This window comes from Microvirga flocculans ATCC BAA-817, from assembly GCF_000518665.1.
GTDB lineage: Bacteria > Pseudomonadota > Alphaproteobacteria > Rhizobiales > Beijerinckiaceae > Microvirga > Microvirga flocculans.
The window spans coordinates 152,893-173,918 of sequence record NZ_JAEA01000008.1; the positions used below are offsets into that span (position 1 = coordinate 152,893).

General features: G+C 63.6%; 33 protein-coding genes and 2 tRNA genes. 22 read left to right on the forward strand and 13 right to left on the reverse strand.

Features of this window, described 5'->3' with window-relative positions; all coding sequences use genetic code 11:
• Window positions 1-5: 5 nt before the first annotated feature.
• The 5 genes from L879_RS21225 to L879_RS23625 all read right to left on the reverse strand — a co-directional run bounded on the left by L879_RS21225 (window position 6) and on the right by L879_RS23625 (window position 4,296).
• Entirely contained in the window at window positions 6-1,265 is a 1,260-nt protein-coding gene (locus L879_RS21225; protein WP_027316068.1) for a DNA-methyltransferase, read from the reverse strand.
• Entirely contained in the window at window positions 1,262-2,164 is a 903-nt protein-coding gene (locus tag L879_RS0110480) for a hypothetical protein (RefSeq protein WP_027316069.1), read from the reverse strand. The genes L879_RS21225 and L879_RS0110480 overlap by 4 nt, the downstream gene beginning before the upstream one ends.
• Entirely contained in the window at window positions 2,161-3,345 is a 1,185-nt protein-coding gene (locus tag L879_RS0110485; RefSeq protein ID WP_027316070.1) for a DUF7146 domain-containing protein, read from the reverse strand. Before L879_RS0110485 ends, L879_RS0110480 begins: the two co-directional genes overlap by 4 nt.
• A gap of 4 nt (window positions 3,346-3,349) precedes the next feature.
• Complete coding sequence (locus L879_RS0110490) at window positions 3,350-3,850, reverse strand: hypothetical protein (protein ID WP_027316071.1); 501 nt, start codon at window positions 3,848-3,850, stop codon at window positions 3,350-3,352.
• 179 nt (window positions 3,851-4,029) lie between these two features.
• Window positions 4,030-4,296, reverse strand: coding sequence for a hypothetical protein (locus tag L879_RS23625; protein WP_154664168.1), 267 nt, complete (start codon window positions 4,294-4,296; stop codon window positions 4,030-4,032).
• A 294-nt stretch (window positions 4,297-4,590) separates the two neighbouring features.
• Between L879_RS23625 and L879_RS0110505 the strand changes: the two genes are divergently transcribed.
• Window positions 4,591-4,959 (forward strand): helix-turn-helix domain-containing protein, encoded by a 369-nt coding sequence (locus L879_RS0110505; RefSeq protein ID WP_027316074.1) that lies wholly within the window; start codon window positions 4,591-4,593, stop codon window positions 4,957-4,959.
• On the opposite strand, the gene L879_RS0110510 is transcribed toward L879_RS0110505, so the two are convergent.
• On the reverse strand, window positions 4,934-5,149 hold the full coding sequence (locus L879_RS0110510; protein WP_027316075.1) for a hypothetical protein: 216 nt from the start codon (window positions 5,147-5,149) through the stop codon (window positions 4,934-4,936). The two genes, L879_RS0110505 and L879_RS0110510, sit on opposite strands and share 26 nt — an antisense overlap.
• A gap of 536 nt (window positions 5,150-5,685) precedes the next feature.
• Complete coding sequence (locus tag L879_RS22770) at window positions 5,686-5,892, reverse strand: hypothetical protein (protein ID WP_051435224.1); 207 nt, start codon at window positions 5,890-5,892, stop codon at window positions 5,686-5,688.
• Between the two features lie 143 nt (window positions 5,893-6,035).
• Between L879_RS22770 and L879_RS22775 the strand changes: the two genes are divergently transcribed.
• From L879_RS22775 to L879_RS23225, 18 genes are all read left to right on the forward strand, one after another.
• Window positions 6,036-6,464 carry a hypothetical protein gene (locus L879_RS22775; RefSeq protein ID WP_027316077.1) on the forward strand — a complete coding sequence of 143 codons (429 nt, stop codon included), beginning with the start codon at window positions 6,036-6,038 and terminating at the stop codon, window positions 6,462-6,464.
• Window positions 6,464-6,709, forward strand: coding sequence for a hypothetical protein (locus L879_RS0110525; RefSeq protein WP_027316078.1), 246 nt, complete (start codon window positions 6,464-6,466; stop codon window positions 6,707-6,709). Before L879_RS22775 ends, L879_RS0110525 begins: the two co-directional genes overlap by 1 nt.
• Window positions 6,706-7,317 carry a hypothetical protein gene (locus L879_RS22780; protein ID WP_051435225.1) on the forward strand — a complete coding sequence of 204 codons (612 nt, stop codon included), beginning with the start codon at window positions 6,706-6,708 and terminating at the stop codon, window positions 7,315-7,317. The genes L879_RS0110525 and L879_RS22780 overlap by 4 nt, the downstream gene beginning before the upstream one ends.
• Window positions 7,318-7,335: 18 nt before the next feature.
• Window positions 7,336-7,692 carry a YfdP family phage-associated protein gene (locus L879_RS0110535; RefSeq protein WP_027316079.1) on the forward strand — a complete coding sequence of 119 codons (357 nt, stop codon included), beginning with the start codon at window positions 7,336-7,338 and terminating at the stop codon, window positions 7,690-7,692.
• A gap of 31 nt (window positions 7,693-7,723) precedes the next feature.
• On the forward strand, window positions 7,724-8,710 hold the full coding sequence (locus L879_RS0110540) for a DUF2303 family protein (RefSeq protein WP_051435226.1): 987 nt from the start codon (window positions 7,724-7,726) through the stop codon (window positions 8,708-8,710).
• Between the two features lie 52 nt (window positions 8,711-8,762).
• The gene (dnaN, locus tag L879_RS0110545; protein ID WP_027316081.1) at window positions 8,763-9,881 is read left to right on the forward strand and encodes a DNA polymerase III subunit beta; all 1,119 of its coding nucleotides are present in this window, start codon (window positions 8,763-8,765) and stop codon (window positions 9,879-9,881) included.
• Window positions 9,882-9,907: 26 nt separating this feature from the next.
• Window positions 9,908-10,156 (forward strand): hypothetical protein, encoded by a 249-nt coding sequence (locus L879_RS0110550; RefSeq protein ID WP_027316082.1) that lies wholly within the window; start codon window positions 9,908-9,910, stop codon window positions 10,154-10,156.
• Window positions 10,157-10,258: 102 nt separating this feature from the next.
• The gene (locus L879_RS0110560; RefSeq protein ID WP_027316083.1) at window positions 10,259-10,570 is read left to right on the forward strand and encodes a hypothetical protein; all 312 of its coding nucleotides are present in this window, start codon (window positions 10,259-10,261) and stop codon (window positions 10,568-10,570) included.
• A gap of 158 nt (window positions 10,571-10,728) precedes the next feature.
• Entirely contained in the window at window positions 10,729-11,058 is a 330-nt protein-coding gene (locus tag L879_RS0110565; protein ID WP_035459289.1) for a hypothetical protein, read from the forward strand.
• Entirely contained in the window at window positions 11,055-11,318 is a 264-nt protein-coding gene (locus L879_RS0110570) for a hypothetical protein (RefSeq protein WP_027316085.1), read from the forward strand. Before L879_RS0110565 ends, L879_RS0110570 begins: the two co-directional genes overlap by 4 nt.
• A complete protein-coding gene (locus L879_RS0110575; RefSeq protein WP_027316086.1) occupies window positions 11,315-11,545 on the forward strand; it encodes a hypothetical protein in 231 nt (76 codons plus the stop codon). Before L879_RS0110570 ends, L879_RS0110575 begins: the two co-directional genes overlap by 4 nt.
• Before the next feature lie 11 nt (window positions 11,546-11,556).
• Window positions 11,557-11,877 (forward strand): DUF4031 domain-containing protein, encoded by a 321-nt coding sequence (locus L879_RS21240; RefSeq protein WP_051435227.1) that lies wholly within the window; start codon window positions 11,557-11,559, stop codon window positions 11,875-11,877.
• An 11-nt stretch (window positions 11,878-11,888) separates the two neighbouring features.
• Window positions 11,889-12,716: a hypothetical protein gene (locus tag L879_RS22785; protein WP_051435228.1), complete on the forward strand. Its 828-nt coding sequence runs from the start codon at window positions 11,889-11,891 to the stop codon at window positions 12,714-12,716.
• On the forward strand, window positions 12,709-13,860 hold the full coding sequence (locus L879_RS0110590) for a phage Gp37/Gp68 family protein (RefSeq protein ID WP_027316087.1): 1,152 nt from the start codon (window positions 12,709-12,711) through the stop codon (window positions 13,858-13,860). The genes L879_RS22785 and L879_RS0110590 overlap by 8 nt, the downstream gene beginning before the upstream one ends.
• Window positions 13,857-14,090: a hypothetical protein gene (locus L879_RS0110595; RefSeq protein WP_027316088.1), complete on the forward strand. Its 234-nt coding sequence runs from the start codon at window positions 13,857-13,859 to the stop codon at window positions 14,088-14,090. Before L879_RS0110590 ends, L879_RS0110595 begins: the two co-directional genes overlap by 4 nt.
• A gap of 2 nt (window positions 14,091-14,092) precedes the next feature.
• Window positions 14,093-14,371, forward strand: a complete 279-nt coding sequence (locus L879_RS21250; RefSeq protein ID WP_035459292.1) for a hypothetical protein — start codon at window positions 14,093-14,095, stop codon at window positions 14,369-14,371.
• Window positions 14,371-15,654, forward strand: a complete 1,284-nt coding sequence (locus tag L879_RS22790; protein ID WP_051435229.1) for a site-specific integrase — start codon at window positions 14,371-14,373, stop codon at window positions 15,652-15,654. The genes L879_RS21250 and L879_RS22790 overlap by 1 nt, the downstream gene beginning before the upstream one ends.
• The gene (locus L879_RS23225) at window positions 15,644-16,249 is read left to right on the forward strand and encodes a GIY-YIG nuclease family protein (RefSeq protein ID WP_161634657.1); all 606 of its coding nucleotides are present in this window, start codon (window positions 15,644-15,646) and stop codon (window positions 16,247-16,249) included. Before L879_RS22790 ends, L879_RS23225 begins: the two co-directional genes overlap by 11 nt.
• 6 nt (window positions 16,250-16,255) lie before the next feature.
• Here L879_RS23225 and L879_RS0110605 read toward each other — a convergent pair.
• From L879_RS0110605 to L879_RS0110615, 3 genes are all read right to left on the reverse strand, one after another.
• Window positions 16,256-16,332, reverse strand: a tRNA-Arg gene (locus L879_RS0110605).
• A 17-nt stretch (window positions 16,333-16,349) separates the two neighbouring features.
• The gene (locus L879_RS0110610; protein WP_027316089.1) at window positions 16,350-16,655 is read right to left on the reverse strand and encodes an ETC complex I subunit; all 306 of its coding nucleotides are present in this window, start codon (window positions 16,653-16,655) and stop codon (window positions 16,350-16,352) included.
• 37 nt (window positions 16,656-16,692) lie between these two features.
• Window positions 16,693-16,769: transfer RNA gene (locus L879_RS0110615), tRNA-Pro, on the reverse strand.
• Window positions 16,770-17,032: 263 nt separating this feature from the next.
• On the opposite strand from L879_RS0110615, the gene L879_RS21260 reads away from it, so the two are divergent.
• Window positions 17,033-17,281, forward strand: a complete 249-nt coding sequence (locus L879_RS21260; RefSeq protein WP_035459294.1) for a PilZ domain-containing protein — start codon at window positions 17,033-17,035, stop codon at window positions 17,279-17,281.
• 123 nt (window positions 17,282-17,404) lie between these two features.
• On the forward strand, window positions 17,405-17,590 hold the full coding sequence (locus tag L879_RS0110625; protein ID WP_027316090.1) for a hypothetical protein: 186 nt from the start codon (window positions 17,405-17,407) through the stop codon (window positions 17,588-17,590).
• A 421-nt stretch (window positions 17,591-18,011) separates the two neighbouring features.
• On the opposite strand, the gene L879_RS0110630 is transcribed toward L879_RS0110625, so the two are convergent.
• From L879_RS0110630 to L879_RS0110640, 3 genes are all read right to left on the reverse strand, one after another.
• Window positions 18,012-18,467 carry a DUF192 domain-containing protein gene (locus L879_RS0110630; RefSeq protein ID WP_035459296.1) on the reverse strand — a complete coding sequence of 152 codons (456 nt, stop codon included), beginning with the start codon at window positions 18,465-18,467 and terminating at the stop codon, window positions 18,012-18,014.
• 11 nt (window positions 18,468-18,478) lie between these two features.
• Window positions 18,479-19,102 (reverse strand): cold-shock protein, encoded by a 624-nt coding sequence (locus L879_RS0110635; protein WP_027316092.1) that lies wholly within the window; start codon window positions 19,100-19,102, stop codon window positions 18,479-18,481.
• A 127-nt stretch (window positions 19,103-19,229) separates the two neighbouring features.
• Entirely contained in the window at window positions 19,230-19,943 is a 714-nt protein-coding gene (locus L879_RS0110640; RefSeq protein WP_183501407.1) for an SIR2 family NAD-dependent protein deacylase, read from the reverse strand.
• A gap of 86 nt (window positions 19,944-20,029) precedes the next feature.
• Here L879_RS0110640 and L879_RS21265 point away from each other — a divergent pair, with 86 nt between their 5' ends.
• Complete coding sequence (locus L879_RS21265) at window positions 20,030-21,019, forward strand: acetyltransferase domain-containing protein (RefSeq protein ID WP_161634658.1); 990 nt, start codon at window positions 20,030-20,032, stop codon at window positions 21,017-21,019.
• The last annotated feature ends 7 nt before the right edge of the window (window positions 21,020-21,026 follow it).

The window sequence follows — 21,026 nt, forward strand, 5'->3', positions numbered from 1 at the left end:
ACGGCTCATGACGCGGCTCCTGCGAAGAGCGGCAGTGGCTCGCGCGCCTGCGGACGAAGCGCCGCGCGCGAATCCGGCCCCATGCGCAAAGCCGCAATGCGACGCTCGGCCATGGCGGCATAATCCGGATTGAGCTCGATCAGGGTGCAATCGAGTCCGAGCGCCTCGGCCACGACTCCAACCGTGCCAGCTCCACCGAAGGGATCGAGCACCGCGCCGCCCGGCGGGCATCCCGCTTTGAGGCATCGCTCTGCAAGCTCCGGCGGGAAGGTGGCGAAGTGAGCCTCCGGGAACGGCCGCGTCGCCATCTCCCACACGCCGATGGGCGCCGGCTCGTAATTGCGCAGGTGCCGCCCGTCATATTGCCTGCCGTGCCTCGCCTCGAAATCGGAAAGAGAATGCGGCCGCGCGTTCGGCGGGATCGCCCCGCCCTTCTCGTCCCGCGCGCGGCGGACGTTGCCCGTCGTTTTGCGCGGGCCCGGCGCGCCGCCCACGTATGATCCGCCGCGAAAACCGTTGGCATCCTCGTCCGAGCTGCGCCGCTGCCGCACGGCCTGCGGGTCGTAGAAATACCGCTCGCTCTTGGTGAGCATGAAAATTTTTTCATGCGCGCCTGCCGGCCGGTCGCGAACCGATTCCGGCATCGGATTGATCTTGCCCCAGATGTTCTCCGCGCGGACCCACCAGCCATCCTCCTGCAAGGCAATGGCGAGCCGGTTCGGGATCATGCAGAGATCCTTTGGCTTCAGCACGCCGCCGATGGTCGACATCGGCTTGTCGCGGAAAGTGCGGTCGTCGCTGCCGGTCGCCTTTTGCGCCGAAGCCGGGCGACCGTTCGGCGTCGTCGCATAGCAGTCGCCGTAATTGAGCCAGAGCGTTCCGCTGGGCTTGAGGACACGCCTCACCTCGCGAAACACATCCACCATCACGGCCAAGTGCTCAGCGAGGGTCGGTTCCATCCCAATCTGATGATCGGTCCAAACAGCGTCACACTTAGCGCAACAACCGCCCGTGAATTTCGTCATGTTGGCGTAGGATGAGCCATTCTTGCCAGGGTTTCCCGGCCCCTTGACCGAGTTCGCCCAAGCCGTCCGAGTAGTATTGACGCGGACATGTGCGCAGTTTGGGTCACCTCCCTCCCAGCCCCCAGTGCCGTAGTCCCGCAGCCCCCAATAGGGCGGGCTGGTCACGACCGCGTCGAAGCTGTCAGCAGGAAGTTCGCGCAGCTTATCGCGCACATCCCCAACCAGAATTTGCACGGTCATGCCGCCGCTCCCGTCCGCCGCACCTTGGTCATGAACTTGTTGACCTCGACCAGATCGACGCCGATCCGCGCCAGCTTCGGCCGCATGATGCGGAAGTGCTCCTTCATGGCGCCCTCGCTCGGCCATCCGCCGAGGGCCTGAAGGCTCTTGTTGTCGTAGACACCGCCGTCCTGCAGCCGCTCCATCGTCAGGGCGAAGGGCGGCGACACCGGCAGCTCGCCGAGTGGCCCGTCGATGCGCTGCGCCTCGACATGCACGAGCATGATGATGTCCGGGTCCCAATCGGCGGGAGGCTCCGGCGGCGGGCTCACGGAAGGCGCGGGAGCCGCCTTCGGCAGGACACGCGGTGGTGGCGGCGCGCTGGGGAGGCGCAGGCGCGCAGGCGGCTCGGCAGGCACGGGCGCGGGCTTGCGTTCGGCGCGGGGCGCGGGGCGCTCCAGGGTGGCGGCCACGGCCGTGGCGAAATCCTCGTCCCGGTCATCCTTCGGAGCAGGCGGCGCTCCGGCCTGCCGCGCCACCGCGCGAGCAGCATCGCCCTCGACGACGCGCCGGTCCTTGGCCTTTCTGCCCATGCTGAGATACGCGCCGACCGAAGAGGGCTTGATCCCCGTCTCTCGCGCGATCCCGGCCGGGTTCAGAAGGGTGGAAGCGTAGAGGCCGAGAACCCGGTCCTTCTGCGTCGGCTGTGCCGGGGAGGCCGGAACGCGCGGGTTTTCTTCTTCAGCGCCGATGACCACAGAGTCCATCGACAGGTTCCGCGCGAAGCGGGCGATCCGGGCCTGCAACCCGGCAAGATCGGCCATGATGCCCGCCAGCTCGGACACCGCCCCGATGCTCACCGGAGGAGCTGCCGGCATCGCATTGCGCTGCTCAAGAATATGCTGATCGATGCTCTTCATGCTGCAGCCCTCAGAAGCTTATTCCAGTCGCCACCGGCTGGCGACCAGACGACGCGCACGATGCGGCCCTTGCGTGCGTAGCGGCGCGCGGCCCGGCGCATGGCGAGGTCGGTGGTGAAGTGGTCGGAATCGCCGTCGCCGAGGAGGAAGAGCTCCTCCACGCTGTCCGGGACCGGGATGGCGGGCTGCGTCAGGTCCGGCACGTCGCCAGGCACCTTCTGGGGCCCGAGGTCGCGCCCGTCCCGGCTCATGCGCCGATGGGTCGGATGCTCGACGGTGCCCCGATGCGGCCCACCCAGGTTGCCGAGGTTGAGCGCGGTCCAGAAGGCCGTGCGCGACAGATCCCAGCCGGCCGCCGTCAGCGCCCGGTGGACGGTGAGAACCTCCTCGATTCCCTCCCCCAGCACGAGGACGCGCGGGTTCTCGCAGCGCACCAGCTCGATGCGCCCGCCCAGGGTGGAGCCGCGCATCTTCTTCGCCGCCTCGACCTCGCCGGTCTTAGGATCGACGACGCGGGCCTTGCCCTCCGGATCGGTGAGGTCGATCCAGGTCAGATGCAGCCCGACGAAGCGCTCCTCCGGCCCGACGATCGCCGCCATCATGGCAGGACCCGTATGGATGACGGTCGCCTCCTCGGCATGCGAGGCGTAGAGCTTCGCCTCCATCAGGCAGCGCACGGCTGCGCGCGGCGGCAGCACCACCTGGCGCATGGCGAGATAGGCCTCGACCGGCGTTCCCTCGACCGGCACCCCGGCCTTCCACATGTCATAGAGCCGCTTGCGCTCCTGCTCGCGGAACCAGCGCGACCGGCGCTCCTGCTTCTCGGCATCCGCGCGCCGCTCCTCGGCCTTGCGGGCGAGTTCAGCATGATCGATGGTCGATTCCCCCTGCGGCGGCGGACGCCCGGTCAGCCGCTCGCAGGCTCCGAGAAAATCGACCCCGTCGAGATATTGCACGAGGGCGATCACATCCCCGCCCTGCCCCGAGCCCCTGCAATGGAAGATGGCCTTGACGGTGTTGACGCTGAAGCGGTCGCGCCCGCCGCAGGCCGGGCATGGCCCGACCTTCTCGCGCCCGCCCTTCAGCCGCGCGCCGCGCTCGAGCGCGGCTTGCAGGATCGGCACGGACTTGGCGTCGTGCACCCAATCCTCGAAGGCCAGATCGCGCTTCCCCCGGGGCATGGTTCTAGTCCTTACCTGCGATGATCTCGGACGCGAGCGCCCGGACCTCGCCGGCCACCCGCTCCACATCGGCGAATTCCACGTCGAGCTGCTTGGCCTCGTTGCGGCTGATCTCGCCGTCGAGAGCCACGTCGATCAGGGTCGCCAGCGCCTCGCCCTGCTCGCGGGCCGCATGGGCGGCCAGCTCGCCCAGCTTCGCCCGCCGTTTGGATTGCCCCTCCGTCAGAACGCTCAGGCCGTTCATGGCCGCCAGCGCGCGGGTAACGGGAGCCTGCCCGAGTTCGAGTTCCCACGGCAGGTAGACATGCGGCGGGATCAGGTCCGGCGCTTCGAGCGATTCATAGTTCTGCCATTGCGATTTCGACACCGGAGACCGCGCCGCAATGTCCTCCAGCGTCAGGCCGGTGAGCCGCCGCAGCTCGCGGGCGGCGAGCTTCAGGCGGTTGCGCGCGGCATGGGTCAGGAGCAGCCGACCGGCTTCGTCAGGGGCGTAATAATCGGGCACTGGAAAAGACTCCTGTTTTTCCAGATGACGGGAAGATCGGGCTGGGAGAGGCTCGGGCGTCTCAGATCACGGAGGATCGACGCCATGACGGACAGCACCCTCACGAAGCCTCGCGAGCAGCGCCGCATCGAAGCGCAGGCACGCTTGCGAAAGGCGTTGGTGGAATTGGCGGTCGTCCATCATGACGCGACCTCGGAAGAAGAAGCCCCGCCGCCAGAGGCGGACGGGGAAGGTGCGCCGGTCGCGGGGGCATTTGCGTCCGGCAGGGCTGACAGGTCACGGGCGAGCGCGGCGGACTCGTCCGACGAGAGGCGCAGCCAATGATCGGCGCTGCCCAAGGTGATCACGAGAAGCCGGTCCTCGCCGACAGGCGTCACGGAAATGCGGAAGGGCAAGCCGGGCCCGCCTCCCTGTGCACCGAGATTGGCAATCGTTTCGCCGCTCACGATGACACCGCCTCTGCTTCGATCCCCCCGGCCTGGGGGGACGGTCTCGGGCTTGGTGAAGAGTCCTCGGAAGGAGCGACCATACCCCACAGCCGCAAAGGGGCCAGTTTCCCAATCGAGCGCAGCGCCTCCATCAACACGACGAAGGTCTCAGGTGGAAACTTACCGCTCTTTCGCCAGTTCGAGACCGCCTGCAAAGAGCGTCGCGTTAAGCGGGCAACCTTGGAGGTGCCCCCCAAGGCGTTGATGACGTCATCTGTCGTAAGAAGCGTGTCCATATGGAGCTAAATATACATGCTCCGTGTATTTGTCAAACCAGAGTACACGTTGATGGAACAAATCCACACTCTCTGGAAAAATCGGGCCATGGCTAAACAACCCATTCGACCCGACAGCAAAGAGGCTATCGCGGAGCGGCTGACGCTCACACGCGAGGCCATGGGAATGAAACAGGCCGACTTTTGTCGCCTTGTCGGGATAACGCCGCAGGCATGGAACAACTACGAGGAGGCTGTGAACCGCATCTCTATCGATGCGGCCCTTAAAGTTGTTCAAGCAACAGGCATATCCCTCGATTGGATATATCGAGGCTACGAAGCACTGCTGCCGCAGCACATAGCCCAAGAAATACGACGCATCAGAGACTTGCGCTCTGAGCAATAGGCTGAGCCTGGCCCGCACGATCCACCGCTGCCGAAGGCAAGCCCCGCAGAAATTTCGTCGCAAGCTCCCGCGAGTAATCGAGAACCTTGATCGCATCCAGCTCACTCTCAGGGAGCTGGATTGCGATTTGCAACGCCTGCCTTCTTAGCCACAAATCCTTATCCAAGTCCTCGTCACGCTTACGTTCCATTGCATCTGCTCCCTACTTATGTCCGCCCATTTGACGGCATTAAATGAGAACATATAGAGAACTTACGCACAAGCCGAGTCTTAAAGATTCGTTTCCGCGTATATCCGTCCAGTGGATTAGTGTGGATATCAATATACACGCCGCATGAATTTTTCTCTTGCATTATAAATGTAGCGTGTATATTCCTTCTCATCCAATCACGGATGAGCCGTCATGCCCTTCCATCCCTTCCGCTTCCCGCGACGCTTCGACCGAACCTGTTACGCCCTCGCATGGGGCAGCCCATGCCTCGGCCTCGGCATTGTCCTTCTGCCCATGCTCGCGCGAGGCCTGTCATGAGCCCCGCGCTTTCCGGAATCGCTTCATCCGGCGCTTCGACCGTGCCGGACTTCAGCAGGCTTCACGGAGCCGGGTTCGTCCGCCTTATCGGCGACGACTTCGTGACCTGCCGCGCCGAGTTGGAGAGGCAGGTCGCGGCTCAACTCAACGCCGCGCCCGATCTCGACATTCTGATCCGCCCTGCGGGGAGCGAGTTCCTAGTGGTGAGCCTTCGCACCCTGTTGCGCTTTCTCACGCTTGCGGACCTCCGCCAGTGTCTCGCCAAGCATCCGGTGCAGGCTTTCGAGTTCATCGCCGGTCATCTGGATCTGAACCGGCCAGGAATCCTTCTTGGTCTGGACCATCAGGGCTCCCGCCGCCTTGTCTTCGAGGACGGCGCTCCAGACGATTTTGTGAATGTCCATTGTGGTCTCCAATCGGTTGCTTCGGTTGGCGATTGCAAAGTGCGTGCGGGGTCCGAACCCGCACGCACCACTATAACCACCCCGGAGAGGGAGTCCCTCCAGGCCCCGGCAGCATCCACAGATGCCATGAAGGGAGACTCCCAATGACCCCGCGCGACACCCACCGCGCCATCATCGCAGCCATGACCGGTCTCGACCCCGTTCTCGACGAACGGGTGCGCACCGCCGTCATCGAGAAGCTCGGCGACGATGCCTTCACCCTGAGCGATGCGGCTCTCGAGTTGATGGCGAACGAGTACCGTCGCTTGCTGGAGCAGCCCGCCCTGCCCTCCGAGAAACCAGTGTTCAAGGTCGGCGACATCGTCGTCATGACCAAGAACCGCACGGTCCGCCGCCGGATCGAGGCCATCAACACGGAAACATGGCTTTGGTCCTACCCCCACCTTGGCGAGTTCACGGCCGCCGGCGGGCCCAACCTCTTCAACAGCGATATCGAGACACTCGTCGATTTTGAGGTCGAGGCCCCAAACCACACCCCTCCCGCATGCTTCTCCCCGTCCGCGAGGCACTGATGGCAAAGATCGCATTCATTCCGGAACTCGCGTTCGGCGTTCTCTCCCTGCGTGAGAAGGATGGCTCGATAGGTGAGGATATTCCCGCTTGGCTCATCGACGAGCCCGAGCTGCTCAAGGCGCTTCTTCTGCTTGCCGAACAAGGCGGAACGAAGGGGTCCGCGTTCAACCGTGCCGGCTTCTATGACGTCATCGTCGACACCGAAGCCCGCACCATCACCCAAGACGAGAGCCCCTACGCATGACCTGGATGGCTTCCGTTTCCGGTGCTTCGGTGGAGCTGCTCCACCCTAAGGCGGACGAGGTGAATTTCCGCGACATGGCCACCGCCCTGTCGCAGATCAACCGCTATAACGGCCGCACCGCCAAGATCGTCAGCGTCGCGCAGCACCTGATCATCGGCTGCGAGATCGCCCCGCCGGAGCTGCGCCCCTGGTGGCTCTTGCATGACGCTCACGAGGAGCGGACCGGGGACATGACCACCCCGGCCAAGGAAACCTACGCCGCCCTGGCCATCGAAATGTTCGGCCCTCCGGCGGCGCAGATGGTCGAGAGGCTGCGCCAGGAATTCGAGCGCCGCCACGACGCCGTGATCCATCAGGCCGCGGGCCTGCCCCTGCCGACCAAGGCCCAGAAAATCGAGATCAAGCGGGTCGACTGGATCGCGCTCGCCACCGAGCGCCGCGACTTCTGCGCGATCCAGCAACGGCCATGGTGGCTCGATCAATACCAGATCCAGCCGCATTCGCGCTCCTACCAGCCGATGAAGCCCGACAAGGCCGCCCAGCAGCTCTACGACCTCTTCTGCATCTATCTGCCGGCCCTGTCCGGCGCCAACGGCCGCGCGGCCTAACCTCCCTGGAGTGCCTCCATGTCTACCCGCCCCATCCGTAAGTTCGACACGCTTCTCGGCACGGTCAATCGCGGCCGCTTCGCCGAGAAATGCGACGAGCACCTGACCACCGCGCTCGAGACCCTGGAGGCCCTGCCCAACGAGAAGGGCACCGCCACCATTACGGTCACCGTGACCCTCACCTACGATTCCGGCCGCATCGACGTGAAGCCCGCCGTGAAGTCGAAGCTGCCCGAGGAGAAGGCTTTCTCCCCCACCCCGTTCTGGGCCTTCGAGGGCGGGCTCTCGGTGCAGCACCCGAGCCAGATGGACATGTTCGGCGGGCCGCGCGTCGCCGCCGACCAGGACCGCGATCGCGACCGCGATTTCGCCTGATCCCACCCTCGACACGCAAGGAAACCTCAACATGGAAGAACCGAAGAACGAAGGGCTGCGCGGCGAGAGCATCAAGGCCCTCGAAGTCGCAGGATCGCCCGCCAACCTCATCCCCAGCCACGGTGAAGGCATCCAGGCCATCATCGACCTCGCCGACAATGCCGCGGGCTACGAGCTGCTCGTGATGCCGACGAAGGGCCTGGGCGATGGCCTTCCGGAGAACGTGCCGCTCCTCGTCGACCGCCGCCCCGGCGGCAAGGTGGAGAGCATCAAGAAGCAGATCGAGGACTATCGCCTCACGCCGGAGCGGCGCAAGGGCACGGCGACCGTCACGACGCTCCAGTCCTTCATCGCTCTGACGAACCGCCACAAAGACGAAGGCTCCGCGATCTTCGGCAAGACATCCTGGCCCGAGCCCAAGCTCACCGCCGTAATCGACTATCACGATGAAGCCAACGCCCCGCGCCGCTGCGAGCACCGCATCGTCTATTCGTTCCCGCTCACGGACGAAATCAAGACCTGGATCGATCTCAACGGGAAGATGATGGAGCAATCCGACTTCGCGGCCTTCCTGGAAGAGCATGCCGCCGAACTCGCCTCCCCCTTCGACGGAGAGACATCGGAATACGAGCGCCTGTTCAAGGAGCGCTTCTCGAACCCGATCGAGCTCATCAACCTCTCGCGGCATCTGGAGGTCCACGTCGGCGCCAAGGTGAAGCGCGCAGAACGCCTGCAGACCGGCGAGCGCACCGTCGAGTTCGTCGAGGAGCACCTGAACGGAGCTGGCGAGAAGGTCGATATCCCCGGCATCTTCATGGTGTCCGTGCGTGCCTTCATGGATGGCGAGCCGGTCCGCATCCCGGCGCGCCTGCGCTACCGGCTCAGCGGCGGCACGATCAAGTGGTTCTACCAGCTCTACCGCTGGGAGTTCTTCCTGCGCGAGCGCGTGCAAGCCGATCTCGAAGAGGCCGGCAAGGAAACCGGACTGCCTGTCTTCGAGGGCCAGCCCGAACAATAAGCCATGCGGGCGGGCCTCCCGGCCCGCTCCCCTTTTCGAGAACAGGTCTCCCATGAAGCTCACCGCGACCCGCGCCGCCCTGCTCAAGCAGCTCGGCAACATCACCCGCATCGTCGAGAAGCGGAACACGATTCCGATCCTCTCCAACGTGAAGCTGACGGCCGAGGGCGCGCGTCTCGGCATCGAAGGCACGGATCTAGACCGCACCGCCATCGGCGATTGCGCGGCGCAGATCGCGACACCAGGCACGCTCACCGCGCCCGCCGCCATGCTGCACGACATCGTGCGCAAGCTGCCCGAAGGCGAGATCAGCCTGGAGGCGAGCGACGCCACGCTCACCGTCAAGGCGGGCCGCTCGCGCTTCCAGCTGCAGATTCTTCCCTCCGAGGATTATCCGGACCTTGCCATAGGCCCGATGAGCCACCGATTCGAGATCGCGGGCCCGGCCCTGCTGCGCCTGATCGACGATGCGCAGTTCGCCATCTCCACCGAGGAGACGCGCTTCTACCTCAACGGCATTTACCTCCACACCGTCGACGCCGAGCGCACGCTCCTGCGCGCCGTCGCGACGGACGGCCACCGGCTGGCGCGGATCGAGATGGAGGCTCCGGAGGGTGCACAGGGCATGCCGGGCGTGATCGTGCCCCGCAAGACCGTCGCCGAAGTCGTGCGGCTCCTGAAGGATCACGCGGACGAGGAGCACGGCCGGGTGACGGTCGAGCTGTCGCCGCAGAAGATCCGCTTCTCCATCGCCGGGATCGTGCTGATCTCGAAGCTGATCGACGGCACCTTCCCGGATTATCAGCGCGTCATCCCGCAGGCGAACGACAAGCGCCTCACCGTCGAGACGCCCGCCCTGGTGGCGGCGGTGGACCGCGTCTCCACGGTCTCGGGCGAATCCCGCCGCGCGCTCAGGATGGCGATCGACGAGGGCCGGATCACGCTCACCGTGCGGGATCCCGATCACGGCGAGGCCACCGAGGAGGTCGAGGCCGATTACGACGGCCCCTCCGTCGAGATCGGCTTCAACGCCCGCTACCTCGCCGAGATCCTCTCGCATGCGGGCGGCGACACCGTCCTGATCAAGATCGACAACGCCGGCGCGCCGGCCGTGTTCACGAGCCGCGAGGGTGCGCCCGCGCTGTTCGTCCTGATGCCCATGCGCGTCTGACGCGCCTTTGAACCAGGAGACGAGCGATGACCTCCAAGCACTCCCTTCTCAGCAGCAAGCGGCAGCAGAGCCTCGATACTCTCCGCAAGGCGGTGAAGCACCACCGCGGCGTAGGTCAGGCCCGGAGCGCCGCCGTCAGAGCCACGTCCCGCCTGCTCGCCCTCGAAGTCGCCGCAGCGAGCGAGGCCAAGGCCCGCGCCAGGCGCGCGGAGACGGCCCGGCAGCGCCGCGCGGTGCAGGACTCGGCCGATCTGTTCCAGGGACTCCACGCATGAAGACCCTTGTCTCCTTCATCATCATCGGCCTGATCGCGACCCTGTGCCTTGCGGGCCTGACGTCGTGGCTCTGGCCGGTCAAAACCGGAAAGGACCGCACCGATGGTTAGCCCCTCCGCCCTCTCCGCCGCCCGCACCGCGCCGGACCGCCGCGAGCGCATCCGGCTCATGGCGGAAACCATGCGCGAGCGCGCCGCCACCGACGGCGCCTGCGACCGCAACGCCTTACGCGCCGAAGGCTTCACCGAGGCCGAGATCGTCTCTTACGCCGACGACGCCCGCGCGCTCCTCTCGGATCGCCAACACGCCCTCCGCGTGCGCCTCTCCCCCGGCAAGCGGGAAGGACTCGCCCTCGTGAAGCTCGCCCGCCGCATCAGGCGGTGCCAGCAAAGCAAGGAGGTGGCCCGTGGATAATCATGTGCTCGACTTCGAAGACTGCCCTGATGACGATTGCTGGAATTGCGGTGGGAGCGGCATCGTGTGCTCCTGCATCGACCAAATCGGCTGCGTTGATCCAGAGGGTGGGTGTGAGTATTGCAAGCGCCCCTGCGATATTTGCAGCGGAGGCTCCAATGGCTGACCGCAGCACACGTGAGCGCCTGCCGAACCGCCGCCCCTCGGAGTCCTTCGACTTCGAGCACGGCGGCATCATCTACCGGGCAGAGTACTCCCGCTATCCCGACGGTCGCGTGGCCGAGATCTTCGTGAACGGCGAGAAGGTCGATTCCGCGACTGATATCGCCATGCGCGATTGCGCCATCATTCTCTCCTTCGCCCTGCAGCACGGCGCCACCATCGACCAGATCCTGCCTGCGCTGACCCGCGGTCACGACGAGCGCCCGCTGGGTCCCATGGGCAAGCTGCTTGAGCAGATCCAGGAGATGGAGAGGACCGGCGCATGAGGACCTCCGGCTGCACCGTCGACCGCGCCATCTATGAACGCCGCATCGCGCAACTCGCGGGGCAATGCGGCGCTCTGGTCGCGATCCTGGAGCAGCTCAGCGACGACATGAAGGCCTACCACCCGGACATGCACCCGGTGGTGCGCGCCAACCTCGACCTCTTCACCGTCTACAAGGACACCCTCGTCGCGCAGCCCGCCAATCAGGCGCGCGCGAGGGCAATCATCGCCGAGATCGACAGCCAAGGAGCCGATGCATGATTGCCGCTCTCCCTGCTCCCTATGCCTTCCCGATCGGCGCAGCGGTCCGCGCCGGATCGCATCGCGGCGTGGTGGTGGCGCAGCCGGGCCCCTACTCCGTCCGGATCCGAGAGACAGACGGACGCATGCTCACGGCCAGCACGACCGATCTGGAGTTCGATTCCGAACCGGCCCGCGCGGAAGCCCTCGCTCCCGCCGAAGCGCCCGACTTGTTCTCCCTGCTTTGAGAGGATGTCCCATGGCTGTCTATGTCGACGACGTGAAGATTCCTTACCGGGGCATGATCATGTGCCACATGTTCGCGGATACCCGCGAGGAGCTGCACGCCATGGCCGATAAGATCGGCGTGCGCCGCAAGTGGTTTCAGTGCCCGCCGAAGGCGCGGTGGGAGCATTACGACATCTGCCGCACGAAACGCGCCGCCGCGATCCGCCACGGCGCCATCGCCACCGACCGCTACGGTGCATCCGAATTCCTCTCCAGGAAGAAACGCGACCAAAAGATGCTCGACCGCCTCGCGCATGTCCGCGCCCCAAAAGCAGAGCCGCTGCTGCTCTGAAAGGAAAGACCATGACCGAGACACAGACAGAGGTGAAACTGCGTACGACGCAGGAATTGCGTGAAAGGCTGCGCGAGCTTTCCGATGTGCGAGGGAGCGACGATTACGACCGAGCGGTGGTTATGCTGCTCGATGACTTCGAGCGCATGTCTGCCGTCATCGCCTCACAGTCCGCAGAGATAGAGCGGTTGAACGTGGAACGACAGACGTTGCGCGATAACGGCATTGCCTCGCACACCGACGCGGTTGCGGAAATTCTAACCCTTCGCCACCGCGCCCTCGCGGCCGAGGCAAAGCTAGAGGAAGCCAAGAAGGAGTTTGAGTCGTATCTTTCCGGTTTGACGCGTCAATCACGACGGGTTCGTAATTTTTCCAATCAAGACGAAGTGTTTGAAGCCGTCCCCCTCGCCCTCCTGTCTCCAGAGATAGAGCGGCGGTCGTATGACGCTCACCTTGAGTTAGGGGAAGCCAGGAAGGCGCTGGGGAGTAAGGCCGCCCAAGATGTTCTTGCCGAGCGCCGTCGTCAGATCGAAGTTGAGGGGTGGACGGCGGAACATGACGACCAATACCGAAACGGCGAACTTGCTAAAGCGGCCGTTTGTTATGCGCTGGCCGCCATTTGGCCGGATACTGCGGCCAGGGCTGATATGGAACAGGATGGCTGGCTCGGAACGCCGTTTACGATCCTGCAACTTTGGCCTTGGGACCGGAAGTGGTGGAAGCCTAAGACCCGCCGCGCGGACCTCGTGAAGAGTGCAGCCCTCGCTCTTGCGGCGATTGAACGTCTCGACCGCGCCGCCCTCCTGTCTCCAGAGGCAAAGGAGACGAGCCATGGGTGACAACACCGCAATCGAATGGACGAACGCGACCTGGAATCCGACGGTTGGCTGCACCATCGTGTCGCCGGGCTGCACGAACTGCTACGCCATGGGACAGGCGGCGCGGCTTCTCGATGGAAACCCCGCGACGCCGCATTACAAAGACACCACGCGCCGGGTGAACGGCAACGCGGTCTGGACCGGCAAGCTGGCGCTCGCTCCCGACGACATCCTGCTGCAGCCGCTGAAGTGGAAGCGGCCGCGCATGATCTTCGTAAACTCCATGTCCGACCTCTTCCACGAGAGCGTCCCTGACGAGTGGATCGACGAGGTCTTCGCCGTCATGGCGCTCGCTCCGCAGCATACCTTCCAGGTGCTGACGAAGCGTGCTGACCGGATGCAGAGCTACTTCCAGGGCATGAGAGAATCCGGGTTTGGAGCCAAGCGAGACCCACGACCCGAGATCCTCAATGAAATGGACAAGCTCTGGCCGGGAAGCTGGAAGAATTTCGATCTGGGGGCCTTCCCGCTCGACAATGTCTGGTTAGGCGTATCGGTCGAGGATCAAGCGCGCGCTAACGAACGGATTCCGGCCCTCCTCGACACACCCGCCGCGATCCGCTTCGTTTCGGTCGAGCCACTGCTGGGGCCGATTGATTTCAGATCCATCGACGCGGATGGCGAAAGCGTGATGGACGTTCTCTATCCCCGCACATGGGAGGAGGAATGGGAGGATTGGAGGGACACGGAACCGACTGAGGAGCAAGCCCGCGAATCCTTTTTTGACTGGTTCAGCCTGGGGACGATGCCGACCGGGAGAATGCACCACAGGCTTGATTGGGTGATCGTCGGCGGAGAGAGCGGACCCGGCGCACGGCCGATGCACCCGGATTGGGCCCGCTCGATCCGCGACCAATGCACGGCCGCCGGAGTCCCGTTCTTCTTCAAGCAATGGGGTGCATGGAATCCCGTCAAGGTTGTCGACCATGGCGACGGTCCGTTCGGGGTCGGCGCCGGCGGCGATCCACTGCTGACCTACCCGAACATTCCAGCCTACCCGTCCATCCGCCTCGGAGAGCAGGAGATGTGGCGCGTCGGCAAGAAGCGCGCGGGCCGCCTGCTCGACGGGATCGAGCACAACGCCATGCCGGGAGACACCGCATGAAGCGCCAGGACACCATCACCCTGCCCGGACGCCGCCGCGGCAAGACCGCAGTTACCGTCGAGGTTCTCCGACGCGTCCGCGAGGCCGTCCGCCAGGGCTTCACGGTCGAGGCCATCCACGTGGAGCAGGACTCGGTCGCCGTCGTCGTCAAGGACGTCTTCGACCGGCCGAGTAAAGCCCATGTGCCAATGACGCCCGAGAATCCCACCACTGGCGAGGAGGCGGCATAGCCATGTCCCGCGGCGGTCTCCCTGCTCGGTTTCCTCCTCATGGCGCCTGGCCCGGCATCATGCGGGCCGACGTGGCAGCCGCGTTCTTCGACTGCGCCAACACGGGCGAGCTGCGGCGCGCCATCACCCGGGGCGAGGCCCCTCCCCCGTCCGATCTGCGCGGGACCGGCCGGTCCAAGGAGCCTGTCTGGACATTGGAACAATGTCGCGCTTTCATTACGAGACGCTTCGGGTCCGGCGAGCGCCAGGCCGCGAGGGAGGACGTTTCGGATCTGATCTGATGGCAAAATCGCTCCGCCGAAAGCCGCGCTACGTGGTCCGAATCCGGCTCGCCTCTGGCGAGAACGGCTGGTATTTCCAGCTTCCCAGCTGGGCCAAGAAGGCAGGATGCCCTCTCAAGAACCAGCCTCTCGGCACCGACGTGGACGCAGCATGGGACCATGCCGAGCACGTCCTCCTGCCGCAATTCGATTCCTGGCGCACGGGAGGGCTTTCGGATCTCGTGCCCAGGCGGGCGGCCCCCGGAACCTTCGACTGGATGGTCACGGTCTTCAAGACCGGACACCAATGGACCAAGCTGTCGAGGAAGATGCAGGGCACCCACGAACTCGGCTTCGACATGGTGGGGAACTATATCCTGAAGGACGGGCGCCGCCTGGGAGCGCTGCCGCTTGAGGCCCTGACGACCAAGGTGGTCGACAAGCTTTATGAGGCCATCGCCTTCGTCGAAGAGCCCCTGCTCGACGAGGATGGCAAGCCTAAACTCGATGCCAGGGGCGTTCCCCTGATCGAAAAGCGCGAGCGGCGCACCACCGCCAACCATGCCATGAAGTCCTGCCGGCGGGCCTGGAACGTGGCGCAGAGGGCCGAGCCGGAGCTCGTGCCCCACCGCAACCCCTTCTCCAAGATGGGCCTGGTCAACAAGTCGAAGCCGACACCGACCGCCACCTATGAGGAGCTGCTCGCCTTCGTCAAAACCTGCGACGAGAACGGCCGCGCCTCGCTCGGCACAGCAGCCCTCGTGCTCTGGGAGTGGCTGCAGCGGGTCGAGCACGTGTTCACCGCCCTCGAGGTGGCGCATTACCGCCCGAAGGATCGGCCGGACAACGTCCTCGTCGTCCATCCCAAAACCGGCGAGGAGGTGTGGCTGCCTCTCTTCGACGAGACTGGCGTAGCCCTCTATCCGGAGCTCATGGGCCGCCTGGACGAGGTCCGGCGCAACAGGATCTCGGGACTGGTGATGATGCGCGACTGGATCGACGAGTCCGAGGGCATTCCCCTGCCCTGGGCGACCCGCAAGGGCGACCTGTCCTACATGACGCACGAGGCCAAGCGGATGATCCGCCTCGCCGGCCTGCGGGACGAGCTCAGCCTTACCTCCTTCCGCCATGGCGGACTGACGGAGATGGGCGATGCGGACCTGACCGATTCCCAGATGCGTGCGATCTCCCGCCACAAGTCGGCGAAGATCCTGCCGACCTACGTGAAGCGGACCCAGAAGCAGATCATGGAAGCGCAGAAGAAGCGGCGGGCCGTTCGTTCCGGAGGCAATGATGCCAACTAAGAACCCTCAAAAGATCCCATACTACGTCGTCATCCGTGGCAACGGCTTTTGGCAGCCGACCGCACGAATGAAAGCGCTCGGGTTTCATAACGTGCCGTGCGGTCCGGACGGGCCCGAAGCCAGGAAAGTCGCTGAAGAGTGGAATGATCGTTGGCAGGAGGAGCGATCCGGAGGGCAGGCCGCTGCGAAGCTGAGAATGATGCAGCAGGAGCCCAATCATTCACGCCGAGGTGGATATGTCTACTTTTTCCAAGTCGGAAACCGCATCAAGATAGGCTTCTCGAAAGATCCAATTCACCGTCTGGCAGATCTTAAAACCGGCTTTTCAGCACTTCCAAGTCTCATAGCCGCCGTTCCCGGGACGAAGGCGGACGAAACTAAGCTCCATGCACAATTGCGCGCATACCGACAAGCTGGCGAATGGTTCGTTGCGGCAGCGCCAGTAAAGCGCATCATCCTGCGATCAGTGGCGCTTGGGATCCCCGCGCACAGTGATGAAACTAAGAACGAAAAGAGCCTAAAAACAGCTGATTTGTCTGAAGACATTCAGACAAAGCCGGCTAAACGAAGTCAGACAATCGGCCTAAGTCATTGAAAATAATGGCGACTCCGGTAGGGCTCGAACCTACGACCTGCCGCTTAGAAGGCGGCTGCTCTATCCAGCTGAGCTACGGAGCCATCCGTCGCGGCCGGCCTCAATGTGTCCAGGGGCCGACGCGGTTGAACTTGAAATTGTCGGAATAGGACATCGTCCGCCGCTTGATCTCGTGCGGCTCCTCTATCCGATAGGCAATGCCCTCGCGCTCGGCATAGGCAATGGCCTCTTCCTTCGAATCGAACCAAAGCCGCAGCTGCTGGCGGGTATCGCCCGAACTCGTCCAGCCCATCAGGGGCTCGATCTCGCGGGGCTTGTCCTGCTCGAAAACGAGAAGCCACTGCTTCGTCCGGGCTAGGCCGGATTGGGTTGCGGACTTGGCGGGCTTGTAAATCCGTGCAGGCATTGGTTTTGGACTCTCTCCAAGACTCATCCGGTGAAAATGGTCGGGGCGGCAGGATTTGAACCCGCGACCCTCTGCTCCCAAAGCAGATGCGCTACCAGACTGCGCTACACCCCGTCATCCTCAACAGCTTGGTTTGTCTATCGATTTCAGAACCTCTCCGCAAGCCCTCCGGTTCCTGAGCGCAGGATAAGAGGACCAGGCCCGAGGAACTGCCGGAAAGCGTGTTTTACGCGCATCTGCAGCACTTGCTCCCCCTTGCCGCCTGATCGATCGGCCCCATGTCAAAACACCGCGCCGAGCAAGGACAAGCTTCACACCAGCCCAGCCCCCTACAAGGCGAGCTTCCGATATCTAGGATTTTCCGCATGCGCCCTGGAATGCCCGAGCGTCGATCAAGCAAGCGCTATCCCATCTATCTTGAGGGATTGATCACGGTTGCCGCCGACCGGGCGCCGATCGCATGTACCGTTTGGGACCTGTCCGAGACCGGCGTTCGCCTGGTGCTCGCCTCTCCTTGTGACATTCCCGTGGAATTCGAGCTTTACATTCCAAGCGAAGGAGCGAGGGCCCGGGTTCGGTTGATCTGGACGAACGGCATTCATTATGGAGCGGCGTTCAAGGACTAGGATCGGTCGGCTCATGTCTGAGGGTGCTCTCGTTCCATCCGAGCTGCAAAATTTTAGGACATTAAGCGGAACAATTCGGATTATAATCAGTTATATGCCGGGCAATCAGACGGCACGGGCGGAATGGGGCAGATCGATCGGCAATGGCGCGAAGCGCTCACGAAAATCGCCTCAACGGATGCCAAGCTCGCCCGGCATGAGCGATTGACACGCATCGTCCTGTTTTTGCTTGTATTTCTTGCGATCCTGATCCTCGGCCTGCTGATCGCGCATATGGCCGAAGGACCCTTTTCGTTGCACCTGCAATAGAGACCGCAGCCGCCAAAAGTATCGGCGCCTCAAGAATAAGAACGTATTCTGCAACAAGGCATCAAAGGGGCATCCGACGACTGGCAAGCGACTGTTTCGCCTTCCATTGCAATATCTTTACATTTGCAAGAATGCGTTACGTAAACATTGCAATGCTTATTAAAGCGGCTTTCGATAATGAAACAGTATTATGTATAATTTCATGAGCCGAAATGACTAGACAAAACTCAGAAGCGCCACAAAGAGAACACGAAGTTATTGAATATGTCTCAGCCCGACCTTCATTTTGCCCCTACGGGTCGGACTTTCGAGCGCCCGTGGCTACAGGGGCGCTCTTTTTTTGTCGGGTTCCTGGGCGCTTGGCCAAAGTTCGGCGCCGCTGCGATGCATGCTCAGAAGGAATAGGGAATGTCCGGCCTTTTCAGCGCTTGAACAGAGGGTGTTCCACCCGGTCTCCCGGCCTGATCCCGAGCCGGGCCGCCGTGCCGGCATTCAGCTCCAGTACGGCCAGGACCGGCTCCCCGGAGGGAATCGTGCGGGTAGACAGGGGCTCGGTATTGGCGGCGATGCGAGCGATGGTGCCGTCCGCCCTGATGAAGAGCATGTCAAGGGACAGGTATGTGTTCTGCATCCACATGGAGACAGGCTCGACCCGGCCAAAGTCGAACAGCATGCCTTGGTCGGCCGGCATTGAGCGGCGGAACATCAACCCTTGAGCCCGGTCCGCATCGTTGCGGGCCACCTCTACCTTGAAGCTGTGCCGCTGCCCGCCCTGGACGGCGATGGCCATGGTTTCCAGAGCCTGGGCACAGACCGCGCCGGCGATCATGAAGGCAAAGCCGAGAGCCGGAAGAACCGGCCGCAACCGAGCCAGCATGGCCGATCTCATCAATGGGAATGCGGCAAGGCCATGTCAGCCAAGCGCACTTCAGCGGCCATCAATCCCTTCGATCCGTCGCCGAAGCGGACAAAGACCCGCTCGCCCGGCTTCAACTCGGCTATGCCGTACCGGCGGAGGGTCTCCATGTGAACGAAGATGTCTGGCTTGCCTTCTCCCTGGGTCAGGAAGCCGAAGCCGCGCAGGCGGTTGAACCACTTCACGACGGCAGGCTCCAGGCCGCTGGTCGGCACTACCTGGACATGGGTACGCGGAAGCGGGAGTTCGGAAGGATGAAGCGCCGTCGACTCGTCGAGGGAAAGAATCCGGAAAGCCTGCAAGCCGCGAGGGCGCTGGACGGCTTCGACCACGATCCGGGCCCCCTCATTGGCGGCCTGATAGCCGTCCCGGCGAAGGCAGGTTACATGCAGGAGCACGTCGGGCATTCCATTGTCGGGAACGATGAAACCGAAGCCCTTGGCCACATCGAACCATTTGATACGGCCGCTGATCTGGACGAGCTCGAGAACTCCCTCCTCCGTCGCCGTCGGCTGAGCACCCTCACGCCGGCTCTGATCCAAGGAGGAATTCTCCTCGCGGAGATTGAAAGAATTGGAGCCGTAATCGCTAGTCATGAAATAACCCAAACTCGAATCATGAACCCGATTCTTAATAAGAAGATAACATCGTCCTGAATCAGGGGAAGCCAGAAACACGTCTCAACGGGCGATGAAATTTTCGGCAGTCTGCATGCCCTTGAAGTTACGAAACAAATTTTGAGAAAACGGCGCCGATTTCCGCATGGATCACCAGATCGGCAAGCTCGTCGAGGGGCGTCGGCTCCCGATTGACGATGACGAGCCTCGCGCCGCTATCCTTGGCGAAGGCCGGAAAGGCCGCGGCCGGGTAGACCGCCAGGGACGAACCGGCGACCAGGAAAAGATCGCAGGAAGCGGCCAGCTTCCGGGCACGGCGCATCGGCTCCTCGGGCATGGCCTGTCCGAAGGAAATGGTGGCGGATTTCAGAACGCCCCCGCAGGCCATGCATTCAGGCGGCTCCCCGTTCCGCTCGAAATGATACCTCACCCAGTCGAGCTCGTGACGGCGTCCGCAAGCCAGGCACCTGGCATAAGTACCGTTGCCGTGCAGTTCGATGATCTGCCCTTCGGAGAGGCCCGACTGCTGGTGCAGGCCGTCGATGTTCTGGGTGATGACCGCGGGCATTCGCCCGGAAGCGACGAGGGAGGCGAAGGCAAGGTGTCCCTGGCTCGGACGGGCGTCGCGATAGAGGTCGTCCATGGCGAACTTCCGCCGCCACGCCTCGCGGCGCGCCTTCGCGTCCCGGACGAAGAGATCGAAGGAGATCGGCTTGTTCTGCATCCAGGGGCTGCCCGGAGAGCGAAAATCGGGGATTCCGCTTTCCGTGGAGATGCCCGCGCCCGTAAATCCGGCGACAATGCGCGCATCTTGAATCATGTCCTGCAATGAGGCGATTGACGCAGCAAGGCTCTCGGTCATCTCTCTCACATAGAGGCCGGCAGGCGGGAAAGGAATGTCTCTCCATGAGACCGATGGACCTGAACACGATCCCTTCCGGGTCGCAAGCCGCCTCAGGGCGTTGGGACGCACTCGACGTCGCCCGCGGCGTCGCGATAGCGGCCATGGTCGTTTATCACTTCAGCTGGGACCTGAGCTTTCTCCAGCTCATCGACACAAACATTCTGCAGATCCCGGCGTGGCGCTGGTTCGCCCGCGGGATCGCCGGCTCCTTCCTGATGCTCGCGGGCTTCGGCCTCGTCCTAGCCCATGCGAAAGGCTTTCGGCGGGGGCCTTTCCTCAAGCGCCTGCTGAAGGTCGGGGGCGCAGCCTTGGCCGTGACCCTGGTGACGCTCCTTGCCTTCCCCCAGAGCTATATCTTCTTCGGCATTCTCCACTGCATCGCCGTCTCGAGCGTGATGGCCCTTCCGTTTCTCGGGCTTCCTCCGGCTCTTACCCTGGGCGCAGCCGCCTTTTGCCTTGCGGCGCCGTCGCTCCTCACGAGCCCTGCCCTTGACGCCCCCTGGCTCGACTGGCTGGGGCTCGGCGCAGCCGATCCCGTAACGAACGATTATGTGCCGATTTTCCCCTGGTTCGGTCTCGTCCTGATCGGTGTGGCGGCAGGCAGGATTCTCCTCGCCCGACGGGAAACCGGCGCCCTGGCTCTCTGGCGCGCGAAGGACCCTCTCTCCAAGGGCCTCGCCTGGGCCGGGCGCAAGAGCTTGCCGATCTATCTGATCCACCAGCTCATCCTGCTCGGCGCGCTCTATGGCGTTCTGCAGATCACCGGCCCCAGCCCCATGGCCGAGGCCCGCCCCTTCATGATCCAGTGCGAGGCCACCTGCCTCCAGAACGCCCAGCCGCAGACTTGCCGCGCCCTCTGCTCCTGCACGGTCGACACCCTGCGCAAGAGCGGTCTTTGGCAGAAGGTGCTGAACAACACGGTCAGCGCCGAAGATCAGACACTGATTTCTCGCGCCGCTCAGCAATGCCTGCGCCAGAGGCCGCCCGAGTGACGGACTT

Excerpts from the sequence above, each read along its gene's own strand:
- L879_RS0110565 (WP_035459289.1), top strand. The coding sequence starts at position 10,729 with ATGGCTGACCGCAGCACACGTGAGCGCCTGCCGAACCGCCGCCCCTCG.
- L879_RS0110510 (WP_027316075.1), bottom strand. The coding sequence starts at position 5,149 with ATGGAACGTAAGCGTGACGAGGACTTGGATAAGGATTTGTGGCTAAGA.
- L879_RS22785 (WP_051435228.1), top strand. The coding sequence starts at position 11,889 with ATGACCGAGACACAGACAGAGGTGAAACTGCGTACGACGCAGGAATTG.
- L879_RS0110575 (WP_027316086.1), top strand. The coding sequence starts at position 11,315 with ATGATTGCCGCTCTCCCTGCTCCCTATGCCTTCCCGATCGGCGCAGCG.
- L879_RS22770 (WP_051435224.1), bottom strand. The coding sequence starts at position 5,892 with ATGGACATTCACAAAATCGTCTGGAGCGCCGTCCTCGAAGACAAGGCG.
- L879_RS22775 (WP_027316077.1), top strand. The coding sequence starts at position 6,036 with ATGACCCCGCGCGACACCCACCGCGCCATCATCGCAGCCATGACCGGT.
- L879_RS21250 (WP_035459292.1), top strand. The coding sequence starts at position 14,093 with ATGTCCCGCGGCGGTCTCCCTGCTCGGTTTCCTCCTCATGGCGCCTGG.
- L879_RS21240 (WP_051435227.1), top strand. The coding sequence starts at position 11,557 with ATGGCTGTCTATGTCGACGACGTGAAGATTCCTTACCGGGGCATGATC.
- L879_RS0110485 (WP_027316070.1), bottom strand. The coding sequence starts at position 3,345 with ATGCCCCGGGGGAAGCGCGATCTGGCCTTCGAGGATTGGGTGCACGAC.
- L879_RS21225 (WP_027316068.1), bottom strand. The coding sequence starts at position 1,265 with ATGACCGTGCAAATTCTGGTTGGGGATGTGCGCGATAAGCTGCGCGAA.
- L879_RS23225 (WP_161634657.1), top strand. The coding sequence starts at position 15,644 with ATGCCAACTAAGAACCCTCAAAAGATCCCATACTACGTCGTCATCCGT.
- L879_RS0110610 (WP_027316089.1), bottom strand. The coding sequence starts at position 16,655 with ATGCCTGCACGGATTTACAAGCCCGCCAAGTCCGCAACCCAATCCGGC.
- L879_RS0110595 (WP_027316088.1), top strand. The coding sequence starts at position 13,857 with ATGAAGCGCCAGGACACCATCACCCTGCCCGGACGCCGCCGCGGCAAG.
- L879_RS21265 (WP_161634658.1), top strand. The coding sequence starts at position 20,030 with ATGAGACCGATGGACCTGAACACGATCCCTTCCGGGTCGCAAGCCGCC.
- L879_RS0110525 (WP_027316078.1), top strand. The coding sequence starts at position 6,464 with ATGGCAAAGATCGCATTCATTCCGGAACTCGCGTTCGGCGTTCTCTCC.
- L879_RS0110505 (WP_027316074.1), top strand. The coding sequence starts at position 4,591 with ATGCTCCGTGTATTTGTCAAACCAGAGTACACGTTGATGGAACAAATC.
- L879_RS0110535 (WP_027316079.1), top strand. The coding sequence starts at position 7,336 with ATGTCTACCCGCCCCATCCGTAAGTTCGACACGCTTCTCGGCACGGTC.
- L879_RS0110630 (WP_035459296.1), bottom strand. The coding sequence starts at position 18,467 with ATGCTGGCTCGGTTGCGGCCGGTTCTTCCGGCTCTCGGCTTTGCCTTC.
- L879_RS0110480 (WP_027316069.1), bottom strand. The coding sequence starts at position 2,164 with ATGAAGAGCATCGATCAGCATATTCTTGAGCAGCGCAATGCGATGCCG.
- L879_RS0110540 (WP_051435226.1), top strand. The coding sequence starts at position 7,724 with ATGGAAGAACCGAAGAACGAAGGGCTGCGCGGCGAGAGCATCAAGGCC.
- L879_RS0110640 (WP_183501407.1), bottom strand. The coding sequence starts at position 19,943 with ATGATTCAAGATGCGCGCATTGTCGCCGGATTTACGGGCGCGGGCATC.
- L879_RS0110560 (WP_027316083.1), top strand. The coding sequence starts at position 10,259 with ATGGTTAGCCCCTCCGCCCTCTCCGCCGCCCGCACCGCGCCGGACCGC.
- L879_RS0110570 (WP_027316085.1), top strand. The coding sequence starts at position 11,055 with ATGAGGACCTCCGGCTGCACCGTCGACCGCGCCATCTATGAACGCCGC.
- L879_RS21260 (WP_035459294.1), top strand. The coding sequence starts at position 17,033 with ATGCCCGAGCGTCGATCAAGCAAGCGCTATCCCATCTATCTTGAGGGA.
- L879_RS0110625 (WP_027316090.1), top strand. The coding sequence starts at position 17,405 with ATGGGGCAGATCGATCGGCAATGGCGCGAAGCGCTCACGAAAATCGCC.
- L879_RS0110550 (WP_027316082.1), top strand. The coding sequence starts at position 9,908 with ATGACCTCCAAGCACTCCCTTCTCAGCAGCAAGCGGCAGCAGAGCCTC.
- L879_RS0110635 (WP_027316092.1), bottom strand. The coding sequence starts at position 19,102 with ATGACTAGCGATTACGGCTCCAATTCTTTCAATCTCCGCGAGGAGAAT.
- L879_RS22790 (WP_051435229.1), top strand. The coding sequence starts at position 14,371 with ATGGCAAAATCGCTCCGCCGAAAGCCGCGCTACGTGGTCCGAATCCGG.
- dnaN (WP_027316081.1), top strand. The coding sequence starts at position 8,763 with ATGAAGCTCACCGCGACCCGCGCCGCCCTGCTCAAGCAGCTCGGCAAC.
- L879_RS22780 (WP_051435225.1), top strand. The coding sequence starts at position 6,706 with ATGACCTGGATGGCTTCCGTTTCCGGTGCTTCGGTGGAGCTGCTCCAC.
- L879_RS0110590 (WP_027316087.1), top strand. The coding sequence starts at position 12,709 with ATGGGTGACAACACCGCAATCGAATGGACGAACGCGACCTGGAATCCG.